This is a genomic window from Pseudomonas sp. FW305-25 (assembly GCF_017351415.1).
Taxonomy (GTDB): Bacteria; Pseudomonadota; Gammaproteobacteria; order Pseudomonadales; family Pseudomonadaceae; genus Aquipseudomonas; species Aquipseudomonas chlororaphis.
Genome location: NZ_JACNDE010000069.1, coordinates 1 through 11,611, shown reverse-complemented (window position 1 = coordinate 11,611; position 11,611 = coordinate 1). Strand labels below are relative to the sequence as shown.

Below are 11,611 nucleotides of genomic sequence, written 5' to 3'. Positions count from 1 at the left end.
CAAAGCGTTTTTGGTTCCTTTTTAGGCGTTTGTAAAAAGGGACTCGCCGTAAGGGCGAAACCGCCAGCGGCCATTACCGCAGAAATGGATATGTACACCGTCCAAAAAATACAGAGCCAGAGCCGACGCCATCGCGAGCAATCGAGCGTCGACCGGCTGCTCCTACAGAAGCCTGCAAACGTGCTCGCCGTGACTGCAGTGTGCACGACCCAAAAAATGCAGCACCAGAACAACTGCCATCGCAGGCAAGCCTCGCTCCTACCCGCAATGGCGTCGCAAGACTCAAAACGACAACGGATAACTCACAATCACCCGAGTCTGATCAAAGTCACTGTTGAAACTGCGCCGGTTAGTGGCGTTATTCACCCGCACACTAAGGTTCTTCAGACTCCCACTCTGAAAGGTATACCCCACCTCCGTATCCCGCTCCCACTCCTTGCCATTGCTCCCGGCCTTGGTCGTGGCATTCTCGCCATGCCCATAGCGCACCATGGCCAACAACCCAGGCACGCCCATGGCGGCGAAGTTGTAGTCATAACGCAGCTGCCAGGAACGCTCGTCGGCGTTGCTGAAGTTGCCGTTGAACATGTCGTTGCCCAGGGTCCGGCCGCTGCTGCCGTACACCGACATCCACGGGCTGTCGCCACTGACCTTCTGCAAGCCCAGGTACAGGGTATGGCCGGCGGTTGAGGCCGAGAGCAAGGCATAGGCGGTGCGGCTCCGGATCTCGCCGATGCGCGCCTGGCCGTCATCCTTGTCGATGAAATACCCGAGGTTCGCCCCCAGCACCCAGTCGCCCACCGGCTGCTTGTGCAGCAGGTTGAAGTAACTCTGCTGGTAGATGTCTTCCAGCTGCGCATGCCAGGCGCCGATCAAGGTGCGCTGCTGGTTGAAACGGTACTCGGCGCCGGCATAGGTGAAGCCATCGGACGTTACCCCGGGCGCGGCCCAGGCCGAGAGGTCCTGCATATCCGAGGAGTTGCGCAGGCTCACCGAACGGTACTGCCCGGCCTGCAGGCTCAGCCCGGCGATTTCCCGCGAATCGAGCATCGCCCCACGGAAGGTCTGCGGCAGCAGCCGGCCATCGTCGTAGCGCAGCAGCGGGATGTCCGGCAGCAACTCGCCAACCTTCAACTCAGTGGCGGAAATGCGCATTTTCGCCGCCACGCCGGCGCGGCCGTAGTTGTCCGCCGCGCGCCCGTCGTCATGCACCGGCAGCAGCTCGGAACCACTGGTGCCGCGCCCGCTGTCGAGCTTGACGCCGAACATGGCGATGCCGTCCAGGCCGAAGCCGACAACACCCGGGGTGTAGCCGGAATTGAACTTGAGGATAAACCCCTGGGCCCATTCCTCGACCTTGCTCTTGGCCGCCCCCGGGTCGCGAAAATCCCGATTGAAGTAATAGTTGCGCAGCACCAGGTCAGTCTTTGCGTCTTTGAAAAAACCGCCGTCTTCGGCCCAGGCCGGCAGGCCCGTGCCCAGTGCCAGTGAAGCCGCGGCCAGCGAGCGCGCGAGGATGCAGTGAGGGGTGTTCATTATTATTGTTCTCCGCTTTGCATAGGCGCAGCCGTTCCCCGACAGACCACTCCAGGCCCGCCTCTTATCGGCTGCAAAAATGCCCGGTCTCTCTTTTGGGAAAGGCCGGGCGATATCCTCAGCTCAAGGCATCAGAAGGGATAACGACGCGCCGAGTGCTGCACGCTGATCCAGTGATCGCGGGTGAATTCGTCGATCGCCCAGTCGCCATTGAAGCGCCCGAGCCCCGAGTTCTTTTCCCCACCGAAGGGCGCGTTGGCCTCGTCGTTCACCGGGATGTCGTTGATATGGGTCATGCCCGCGCGAATCCGCCGGGCGAAGTTCACCCCGCGCTCCAGGTTGCGGCTGAACACCGCGCTGGACAGGCCGAACTCGCTGGCGTTGGCCAGCTCCAGGGCGTGGGCCTCGTCCCGCGCGCGCAACAGCCCCACCAGCGGGCCGAAGATTTCATTGCGCGCCAGGTCCATGTCGACCGTGACCTCGCCGTAGACATGGGGCGCCAGCAGATTGCCCTGGGCCCCGCCCTCGTAGAGCGGCTCGGCGCCTTCGCGGCGGGCCAGCTCGATCTTCTCCCGCAGGCCCTGCAACTGCCGCGCATTGATCACCGGGCCGATCACCGTCTCGATCGATTGCGGATCGCCGACCTTGAGCCCCTTGACCCGCTCGACAAAGCGCGCGGCGAAAGCGTCGTAGAGGCTGTCGTCGACAATGATCCGGTTGACCGCCATGCAGATCTGCCCCTGGTGCAGGAACTTGCCGAACACCGCCGCGCTCACCGCCTGTTCGAGGTCGGCGTCGGCCAGGACCACGAACGGGCTGTTGCCGCCCAGCTCCAGGGCCACGTGCTTGAGGTGCGCGCCACCGCTGGCGATCCGGCCGATACCGCGGCCGACCGGGGTGGAGCCGGTGAAGGTGATCAGCGAAGGCACCGGGTGCTCGACAAAGGCATCGCCAATCTCGCTGCCCGCCCCCACCACTACGCTGAGCACGCCCGCCGGCAGGCCGGCCTCCTCGAAGATCTTCGCCAGCAGCAGGCCGCCACACACCGGCGTATCGCTGGCCGGCTTGACCACCACCGCGTTGCCCAGGGCCAGCGCCGGGGCGATCGAACGCTGGGTCAGGTGCAGCGGGAAGTTCCACGGGCTGATGACCCCGACCACCCCCAGGGCGCTGCGGTAGACCCGGCTCTCCTTGCCCGGCACATCGGACTCGACGATGCGGCCGTGGACCCGCGCCGGGAACGATGCCGACTCCAGGGCGATGGCCCGCGCCGCGCCCCACTCCAGCTGCGCCTTGAGCCGGGTGCTGCCGGACTCGCGAATGATCCAGTCGACGATCTCCTCGCGGCGCCGGTCGAACACCGCCACCACCTGATGCAGCACCGCCGCCCGCGCCGACGGTCCGAGCGCCGCCCAGTGCGGCTGCACCGCGGCGGCCTTGGCATAGGCGGCATCCAGGTCGGCGCGGTTGGCCTGGGCCACTTCCAGCAATAGCGTGCCGTCGAACGGGTTGCTCACCGCCAGGGTTTTGCCGGCGGCGCCGGTGCGCCATTCCCCGGCGATGGGTTGCAGGTGCAGGTCGCTGTAGACAGCTGGGGACTCACTCATGACAAAGCTCCTTGAGGACAGGATTCACAGGAAAAATGGGCTCGCGGCTCAGGGCGCCGAACCGGGTTGGCGTGGTTATTCATGACTGCCTCCGGTGGCTGCCCGCGCCTCGATCAGGCGCAGCAGCCCCAGCAGGGTTTCGGTGTGCGGCACGGCGATGCCGGCCTGGCGCGCCCTGGCCAGGACCTCGCCATTGATCGCGCCGATTTCCGTGGGCCGGCCGGCCAGCACGTCCTGCAACATGGACGGTTTGTGCGCCCGGTGGTGGGCGATGGCATAGGCCACGCTGTCCAGGCAGCGCCGCGCATCCGTGGCCACCCCCACCGACTGCGCGACACTGAGCACCTCCAGCACGATGGCCCGGGCCAGCGCCGGGCCTTGCGGCACGGCATCCAGTTGCCCCACCGTGCAGCCGGTGACGGCGCACAGGCTGTTCAAGGCCGCGTTGAACGCCACCTTCTCCCAGATCGAGGTCCAGACCTGCGGGTCCACCGCGCAGTGCAGCCCCGCGGCCTCCAGCACCGCGGCCACCTGGGTGCTGCCCTGGCGCTCGACGCCCTCCAGCGACAGCAGCCGGACCATGCCCTGGCCATGGGAGCGGACGTGGGCAGGCCCAACCATGTCGGCGGGCCAGGTGGTCATGCCGATCATCACCTGCTGCGGGGCGACGTGACGGCACAACGCTTCGGCGTTACCCAGGCCGTTCTGCAAGGTCAGCACCCGCGTGTGCTCGCCGATATGGCCGGCAATACTGCGCAGCGCGCTGTCGGTGTGCTGGGCCTTGGTGAAGACCAGCAACAGGTCGGGCTGGCCCGTTACCTGCTCCGGCCGGCAGGCGCTCAAGCCGCCGACGCGCCGGTCGCCGCTGTCGGTGTCCAGGCGCAAGCCCTGGCGACGGATCGCCTCCAGGTGCGTGTCGTTGATGTCCAGCAGCGTGACGCTCTGCCCGCTTTCCGCCAGCAGGCCGCCGAACAGCGAGCCCATGGCGCCCGCCCCGAGAATGCTGATGTTCATCGAACCTCCTTATGGCTGTGAGGGTTGATCGGCGAGGCTCTCTTTGTGGGCCCGGGTCAACCCAGGCGCCCGCCGGGGAATATGTCGGCGCACCAGCACCAGGGCGATCAGCGCCAGCACCATCACCGTTCCCAGCAACGTCAGGTAACCGTGGGCGCCGCCTTGGGTGATCACCGTGGCGCCGACGAAGGCGCTGAGGATCGCGCCCATGCGCCCGAAAGCCAGGGCCGATGCGGTGCCGGTGGCGCGCACGGCGGTGGGATAGATAAAGGCGCACAGCGCATAGAGGGTGGACTGCACGGCGTTGACGAACAGGCCATGCACGCCAAAGCCGAAGATCAGCAGGCTGGTGTTCTGGTTGACGTCCACGGCCTGCATGGCGAAGGCACTGGCCGCGCCGCCCGCGCAGCAGATCAGCAGCGGCCAGAACGAGCCCCAGCGCGTCATGGCGACCGCGCAGAGCAGCGCGCCGATCACCCCGCCCAGGTTGTAGGCGGTGAGGCCGGAACCGGCCACCGCCAGCGACAAGCCTTCGGACAAAAGCATGGTCGGCAACCAGCTGAAGGCGCTGTAGACCGCGGTCAGGCACATGAAGAACGCCACCCAGACTGCCACGGTATCGCGCCCGTAGCCGGGGGCGAACAAGGCGCGAAAGCCCCCCTGCTGCTCGCTCTTCTGCTCCAGCGCATCGGTGTAGCGCACGCCCTCGGGCATCGGCCGGCCCATACGGTCCAGCAACGCAGTCAACTCGCCCCAACGCTGCGGCCGGCGCGCCAGGAAACGCGGCGACTCCGGCAGCGTCGCCAACAGCAACAGGCCCAGCACGATGGGCAGGCTGCCGCCGATAAAGAACAGCGTGCGCCAGCCGTACAGCGGCAGTACATGGGAGGCGAACAACCCCGCCAGCATCCCGCCCAGGGGCACACAGACAATGGTCGCGGTGACCGCCAGGGTCCGCCGGCGCGCCGGGGTGAACTCGGCGGTCATGGTGGTGGCGCTGGGCAGCGCGCCACCGATGCCGAGCCCGGCGATAAAGCGCAGTGCCGCCACGGTCAACGCATCCGGCGCCAGGCCGATGGCGCAGGTCGCAGTGCCGAACAGGATCACGCTGGCGATGACCGCCATGCGCCGGCCGAAACGGTCGGCGAACAGGCCGGCGCAAGCGCTGCCGATGCCCATGCCGATCAGCCCGGCGGCCACCGCGGGGGCGAAGGCCTCGCGGGTGATCCCCCATTCCTTGATCATCAGCGGTATGGCGAACCCGATGAGCTGGCCGTCGAAACCGTCCATCACGATGGACAGCGCGGCCAGCAACACCACGATCTTCTGCATCCCGGTATAGGGCCCGTCGTCGAGCAAGGTGCCGATGTCGGCACTGCCGGAAACCGGGCTCGACCGCTGGGGCCCAGCCTCCATCACTTCACTGACCGAAGTCGTGTTCATAGCCACCTCTTTTTATTGTTGTGGTGTACGCACAAGATGCGCTTGGCATTGCCGGATCTTCAGTCCGGCGCCGGGAGCCCGGACCTTGAGAATCAGGGCTCGATGGTCAGGGTCGGCACCTCGATCAATACCGGGCGATTGCCGGCCAGGGCCGCGCTGAAGGCGGCGGCGAACTCGGCGCGGGTCGCGGCATGCACCGAATGCACGCCATAACCCTGGCCGATGGCGCAGAAGTCCAGGCCGGGAACGTCCAGCCCCGGCGCATCGCTGACCTGCAGCACATCGGCGAACCAGCGCAGCGCGCCGTAGGTGCCGTTCTTGAGAATGATGAACACCACCGGGATGCCGTACTGGGCAGCAGTCCACAACGCGGTGATGCCGTAGTTGGCCGAGCCGTCGCCGATGATCGCCACCACCCGTCGCCCGGGCGTCGCCAGTTGCACGCCGACCGCGGCCGGCAAGCCGAAGCCCAGGCCGCCGGCGGCGGGAAAGAAATAACTGCCGGGCTGGCTCATCTCCACCCGCTGCCAGAACGCGCTCACCGTGGAGGTGGATTCCTTGACGTAGATCGCGTCCCGCGGCGCCAGCTGGTTGATCAGGTCGAACACCGTTTCCGGGCGCAGCAGGCCGCCCTCCTCGCGCACCGGCGCCGGCAGCGGCAAGGCACTCGGCAGCGGCCGTTCGCTCTGTGCCAGCACCTCGACCAGGGCTTCGAGAGTCAGGGCGATATCGCCCACCAGCGCATCGCCCATGGGCGCCCGCGCCGCCTCGCCCGGGTCGCAGGTCAGGTGCACCAGCTCACAGTCCGCCGGCAGGTAATCGCCCGGGGCGTATTGGTGGTAACGGAACACCGGGGCGCCCACCACCAGGATCAAATCGTGCTCGGCCAGGCAGCGGCTGATCCCGGCGATGGCCGCCGGCAGCACGCCACGGAAACACGGATGACGGGTGGGGAACGGGCAGCGCGAAGCGGAAGGCGCGACCCAGGCCGGCATCCGCAGTTTTTCCGCCAGTTGCACCGCCAGCCCGTTGCTGCCACTGCCGTCGACATCCGGGCCGAGCACCAGCACCGGGCTACGTGCCGCCGCCAGGCGCTCGGCCAGCCCTTGCAGTTGCGCCATCGAAGGCAGGCCGGCGCTGGCCACCTGGCGCCGTGCCAGATGCTCGACCCCGGCCGGCGCCGCGCAGGCCCAGTCGTCATAGGGGATCGACACATACACCGGCCCGCGCGGCGCCAGGCTGGCCATATGGATCGCCTGGCTCAGGGTGCGCGGCACGTCCTGGGCCGAGGCCGGCTCATGGCTCCACTTGACCAGGGGCTTGGGCAGTTGCGCTGCATCGACATTGGCCAGCATCGCTTCCACGCCGACCATCGAGCGCACCTGCTGGCCGGCGGTGATCACCAGCGGGCTGTGGGAGTACCAGGCATTGGTCAGCGCGCCCATGCCGTTGCCGGTGCCGGCGGCGGCATGCAGGTTGACGAAGGTCGGCTTGCCGCTGGCCAGGGCGTAACCGTCGGCCATGCCGACCACCGCGCCTTCGTGCAGGCCGAGGATGTAGCGGAAGTCCTCGGGAAAACCCTTGAGAAACGGCAGCTCGTTGGAGCCAGGATTGCCGAAGATAGTGGTCAGGCCTTGCTCGCGAAGAATCTCGTAGGACGCAGAGTGAACGGTTTTCATAAGGACCCTTGTTGTTAGGTTTCGGGTTACTCTTGCAGCCGCTACGAAATTGATCAAATCGATACTATCTCTATCAAAAATAAAACCTATCTATGTTCATAACGGCAGCAGAGGCGGTATGAGCCACATCGATCTGAACCTGATCCGCACCTTCGTCACCCTTTACGAAGCCCGCAGCGTGACCCTGGCGGCCGAGCGTCTGTTCGTCACCCAGCCCTCGGTCAGCTATGGCCTGGCGCGCCTGCGCGAGCTGTTCGACGACGCGCTGTTCAGCCGCACCCGCGACGGCATCCAGCCGACCTTTGTCGCCGAGCAGCTGTACGGCCCCTTGCGCGAGTCCCTGAGCCGCATCGAAAGCGCCGTGCAGAGCTGCCGCCAGTTCGACCCGGCGAGCACTGAGCGGCGCTTTCGCATCGCCCTCTCCGACCTCGGCGAAATCGGCTTCCTGCCGCTGATCCTGGCGCGCCTGAACCAGGACGCGCCGCTGGCCGAAGTCGAGGTCCTGCCGCTGCAGGTGGACCAGGTCGGCGAGTGGCTGGCCAGCGGCAAGGTCGATGCCGCGATCTGCCGCCAGCCGGTCCCCGGCGTGCGCAGCCGGGTGCTGATGCATGAGCGTTATGTATGCCTGCTGAGCACCGGCCATCCGCGCATCGACCAGCAGCTGAGCCTCGAACAGTTCCTCGCCGAACGGCACGTCGCCGTGACCCGCACCAGCGGCCACGGCAATGTCGAAGACGTGCTGAAAAACATGCACGTGGAACGGCGCATCAGCCTGCATGTGCCGCACTTCTCGGTGCTGCCGAAAATCATTCCCGGCACCGACCTGCTGGCGGTGCTGCCGGCGCAGATCGCCCGGCTGTTCATCCACGAGGGCGAGCTGAAGATGCTCGAACTGCCGTTCCCGGTGGCCGAGTTCGCCGTGTCCCTGAACTGGCACCCCAACAGCGACAGCTCCGCCGCCCTGCGCTGGTTCTGCGACACCATCGCCGACGCCATCATCAGCGGCCAGGGCCAGGGCTAGACGCTGGCCATCGCCGGCTGCGCCTGGGCCCGGGCCGGCTTGAGCAGCAACAGGCAGCCGGCGGCGATCACGAACACGCTGGCAAACACCCCGTACAGATGCAGCGGCTGCCAGCCGCCATCCAGCAGGAAGCCGGCCACGGTCGGTGAAAGAATCGCGCCGATGCGGCCGATGCCGATGCCCCAGCCGACGCCCGTGGCGCGCACCGAGGCGTCGTAGACCACCGGCGACAGCGCGTAGAGGCCGGCCACGCAGCCGTTGGCAAACAGCCCGATCAGCAGCCCCAGGCCGAGCGCCGCGGCGATCGACGAGGCCGAGCCGACAAACAGCACCAGCAGGCCGGCGGTGATCAGCATGAACAGCGCCAGCACCCGGCCCAGGGGCCAGCGCGAGGCCAGGCCGCCGACCAGCGCCGCGCCGAAGATCCCGCCAACGCTGAGCAGCACCCCGCCGGTGATCCCCTGCTGCGCCGACAGCCCGGCGGCCACCAGCAGTTTCGGGGTCCAGCTCATGACGAAGTAGAAGCCGAACATCACCAGGAAAAACAGCAGCCAGATCAGCAAGGTGGTGCGGCGCATGGCCGGCGCCAGCAACTGGCCGAAACCACTGGGCGCGCCGGCTTGCCTGGGCACCTCTGGCGGCAAATGTTCAAGCTCAGGCTGCTCCAGGCGCCGTGCCAGGCGATTGATCCGCACCAGAGCATTGGCCGGGCGGCGGGCAAGCAGGAAGTCCAGGGATTCGGGCAGCCACAGCAGCACCAGGGGAATCACCAGCCAGGTCACCGCGCCGCCGAACAGGAACACCGAGCGCCAGCCCCAATGGCCCAATAACCACACCGCCAACAGCCCGCCCAGGGTGGCGCCCAGGGCATAACCGGTGGATTGCAGGCTGACCGCCAGGCCGCGCCAGCGCTTGCTCGAATACTCGCTGGCGATCACGTTGCTGCTGGCCAGGATGCCGCCGATACCGAGGCCCGTCAGGCCGCGCAGCAGCGCCAGTTGCAGGGGAGTCTGGCTCAGGGCCGAGAGCAGCATGCCGAGCCCGGACAGCGCCAGGCAGAACAGGATCAATGGCCGCCTGCCAAACCGATCTGCCCAGGGCGCGATAAACAGCGAACCCGCCGCCATGCCGAACAGCCCGGCGCTGAGCAGCAGACCGACCTGCGCCCCGTTCAGGCCCCACTCGGCCGACACCGAGGCCGCGGTGAAGGCCATCACCAGCACGTCGAAACCGTCGATCATGTTCAAGACCATGCAGATGCCGATGGCCAGGCATTGGAAGGAACTCATCGGGCCGCTGTCCACGCGGCTCTTCAGGTCGAGCGTCATGAACGCACCTCCACGCCGCCTACCGGCGACGGCGAGAGGGAAAACAGCGGCGTGCACACAGACAGACGGCGGACGGAACCCAGGCGGTTCCGCGCCCTTGATAAGCCATTCATGACGAGACCCTTCTTGTAGTTTTTATCGGGGGACGGTCGGGAGGGGCCCGCCATCGCCAGGTGGCTAATCAACCATCCAATGGATCCATTAACAAGAGGTGAAATCCAGGGAATCCATGGAAAATTGGCTGAAATACCTGGAGAAATGCTCAGGTATTTTTATTTAAAAGATGAAAATCAATGACTTAATCAAACAGTCATTGACTGATATTTGCGGGCGATTATCGACCAGACTCAAAAGGCACAGGCTATTGAGGATCCTGTGGCCGTGAATGGCTACAGGACCCAGAAATAATGGATCCAATAAATCAAAACCCTGAAGGCAGATGCTCAGCTTTTCATCAATGGACTGACAATCCGCCTCAAGGGCTGTGACCTTATCTTTCAACGCCCTGCCCCGGGATCGGCCGCCACATTTTGTAAAGCATCCCCGGCCACCGATTGGCGAAATGATTACTGTGCCGGTGGGACATCTGCTAAAACGCGGTTTTTATCCGTGCGCGGTGCCACAGCCCATGTCCTCCTCATTCTTCTCGCGCTGGCGACCTCGCTGGTGGTCGTTGCTCGGCATGGCTGCGCTGTTGATAGGCCTGCCGGTGGGCTGCCAGGTGCTGGAACACAAGGAACGCGAACTGGTGTTTCGCGTCGAGCCGGGCAATGCCAGTTGGTATCGCGGCCTGCCGGCCGGAGTACGCGAACTGGAGTTCAAGGGCGACAGCCTCAAGCCCGAGCAGAACATTCATGCCTGGTGGTGGCCGGCCCAGCGGGCCGATGCGCCGGCCGTCCTTTATCTGCATGGGGTGCGCTGGAACCTCACCGGGCAGCTGTTCCGCATCGAGCAACTGCACGCCCTGGGGTTCTCGGTGCTGGCCATCGACTATCGCGGCTTCGGCCAGAGCCTGGGCGAGCCACCGTCGGAAACCAGCGTCTATGAGGACGCGCGGATCGCCTGGGAGCAATTGCAAAGGCTGCAACCCGACGCCGGCAAACGCCTGATCTACGGCCATTCCCTGGGCGGCGCGGTGGCGGTGGAACTGGCCGCGCAACTGGGGCAACAGGCGGCCAGCGACGGCGCGCCGATTCCAGCCCGCGGCTTGATCGTCGAATCCTCGTTCACCTCCCTGGCCGCTATCGCCGCCGAGCTGGGCAATACCTCGCTGCCGGTGCGCTGGCTGCTGTCGCAGAAGTTCGACTCCCTCGACAAGATCGCCCATATCGGCATGCCGCTGCTGATCGTCCACGGCCTGGACGACCGCTACGTGCCGGCGCGCTTCAGCCAGCAATTGTTCGACGCCGCGCGACAGCCCAAGCAACTGCTGCTGGTTCCCGGAGCCACTCACAACAACAGCATGCGCCTGGCCGGCGAGCGCTACCGCCAGGCCCTGAACACTTTGTTGCATGCTCGGCCGGCGAAGGTCGCCACCGCGGAACCGGCCCGCGTGCCGACCAGTTGAACCACGAACCGGCACCGTTGCCGTTATGCCCTTCTGCATCAGCCGGATGAGCTCGTCCTTAGACAACCTGTAACAACTCCGGCTGGCCCAGGCAGCGCTTAAATGAGATGGTCTCCTGTTGATTGTTTTGGAGGCATGTCATGACTACATTTCAATTCATCGCAGGCATGGTCTTTTGTCTGGCGGGACTGGGCGTGAGGGCCTACCTGACCGTGCAGCATCCCGGGGAAGAAAAGGCCTGGCGCTCGTCCAGTGTGCGAAAGTCCGCCAAGTAAGCCTTGCCCCCGCCCCTGAATACCGCTGGCCTCCCGGCCGGCCCCGCCTGGATCAGGTGGAGGCCCATGGAAAATGCCCGTATCGCGCGATACGGGCATTTTTTTCAGCCCAGGGCATCAGTCATTCCGCCTGATGCCGGC

General features: G+C 65.9%; 9 protein-coding genes. 3 read left to right on the top strand and 6 right to left on the bottom strand.

Features of this window, described 5'->3' with window-relative positions; translation table 11 throughout:
• Nucleotides 1-282: 282 nt before the first annotated feature.
• The 5 genes from J4E58_RS31550 to mdlC all read right to left on the bottom strand — a co-directional run bounded on the left by J4E58_RS31550 (nucleotide 283) and on the right by mdlC (nucleotide 7,279).
• The gene (locus J4E58_RS31550; RefSeq protein WP_087087810.1) at nucleotides 283-1,536 is read right to left on the bottom strand and encodes an OprD family porin; all 1,254 of its coding nucleotides are present in this window, start codon (nucleotides 1,534-1,536) and stop codon (nucleotides 283-285) included.
• A gap of 131 nt (nucleotides 1,537-1,667) precedes the next feature.
• Nucleotides 1,668-3,143 (bottom strand): aldehyde dehydrogenase family protein, encoded by a 1,476-nt coding sequence (locus tag J4E58_RS31545; RefSeq protein WP_087087812.1) that lies wholly within the window; start codon nucleotides 3,141-3,143, stop codon nucleotides 1,668-1,670.
• A gap of 75 nt (nucleotides 3,144-3,218) precedes the next feature.
• Nucleotides 3,219-4,157, bottom strand: a complete 939-nt coding sequence (locus J4E58_RS31540; protein ID WP_087087813.1) for a ketopantoate reductase family protein — start codon at nucleotides 4,155-4,157, stop codon at nucleotides 3,219-3,221.
• A gap of 9 nt (nucleotides 4,158-4,166) precedes the next feature.
• Complete coding sequence (locus J4E58_RS31535) at nucleotides 4,167-5,600, bottom strand: MFS transporter (RefSeq protein WP_087087815.1); 1,434 nt, start codon at nucleotides 5,598-5,600, stop codon at nucleotides 4,167-4,169.
• 92 nt (nucleotides 5,601-5,692) lie between these two features.
• Nucleotides 5,693-7,279: a benzoylformate decarboxylase gene (gene mdlC / locus J4E58_RS31530; protein WP_087087817.1), complete on the bottom strand. Its 1,587-nt coding sequence runs from the start codon at nucleotides 7,277-7,279 to the stop codon at nucleotides 5,693-5,695.
• 118 nt (nucleotides 7,280-7,397) lie between these two features.
• On the opposite strand from mdlC, the gene J4E58_RS31525 reads away from it, so the two are divergent.
• Nucleotides 7,398-8,300, top strand: a complete 903-nt coding sequence (locus J4E58_RS31525; protein ID WP_087087819.1) for a LysR family transcriptional regulator — start codon at nucleotides 7,398-7,400, stop codon at nucleotides 8,298-8,300.
• On the opposite strand, the gene J4E58_RS31520 is transcribed toward J4E58_RS31525, so the two are convergent.
• A complete protein-coding gene (locus J4E58_RS31520) occupies nucleotides 8,297-9,628 on the bottom strand; it encodes an MFS transporter (protein WP_087087821.1) in 1,332 nt (443 codons plus the stop codon). The two genes, J4E58_RS31525 and J4E58_RS31520, sit on opposite strands and share 4 nt — an antisense overlap.
• A 628-nt stretch (nucleotides 9,629-10,256) precedes the next feature.
• Here J4E58_RS31520 and J4E58_RS31515 point away from each other — a divergent pair.
• Together J4E58_RS31515 and J4E58_RS32090 are read left to right on the top strand one after the other, a co-directional pair.
• Nucleotides 10,257-11,195, top strand: coding sequence for an alpha/beta hydrolase (locus J4E58_RS31515; protein ID WP_087087823.1), 939 nt, complete (start codon nucleotides 10,257-10,259; stop codon nucleotides 11,193-11,195).
• Between the two features lie 140 nt (nucleotides 11,196-11,335).
• The gene (locus J4E58_RS32090; RefSeq protein ID WP_016702627.1) at nucleotides 11,336-11,470 is read left to right on the top strand and encodes a hypothetical protein; all 135 of its coding nucleotides are present in this window, start codon (nucleotides 11,336-11,338) and stop codon (nucleotides 11,468-11,470) included.
• Nucleotides 11,471-11,611 lie beyond the last annotated feature (141 nt).

Coding starts and splice junctions, on each gene's coding strand:
- J4E58_RS31540 (WP_087087813.1), bottom strand. CDS start 4,157: ATGAACATCAGCATTCTCGGGGCGGGCGCCATGGGCTCGCTGTTCGGC.
- mdlC (WP_087087817.1), bottom strand. CDS start 7,279: ATGAAAACCGTTCACTCTGCGTCCTACGAGATTCTTCGCGAGCAAGGC.
- J4E58_RS32090 (WP_016702627.1), top strand. CDS start 11,336: ATGACTACATTTCAATTCATCGCAGGCATGGTCTTTTGTCTGGCGGGA.
- J4E58_RS31515 (WP_087087823.1), top strand. CDS start 10,257: ATGTCCTCCTCATTCTTCTCGCGCTGGCGACCTCGCTGGTGGTCGTTG.
- J4E58_RS31535 (WP_087087815.1), bottom strand. CDS start 5,600: ATGAACACGACTTCGGTCAGTGAAGTGATGGAGGCTGGGCCCCAGCGG.
- J4E58_RS31545 (WP_087087812.1), bottom strand. CDS start 3,143: ATGAGTGAGTCCCCAGCTGTCTACAGCGACCTGCACCTGCAACCCATC.
- J4E58_RS31550 (WP_087087810.1), bottom strand. CDS start 1,536: ATGAACACCCCTCACTGCATCCTCGCGCGCTCGCTGGCCGCGGCTTCA.
- J4E58_RS31520 (WP_087087821.1), bottom strand. CDS start 9,628: ATGACGCTCGACCTGAAGAGCCGCGTGGACAGCGGCCCGATGAGTTCC.
- J4E58_RS31525 (WP_087087819.1), top strand. CDS start 7,398: ATGAGCCACATCGATCTGAACCTGATCCGCACCTTCGTCACCCTTTAC.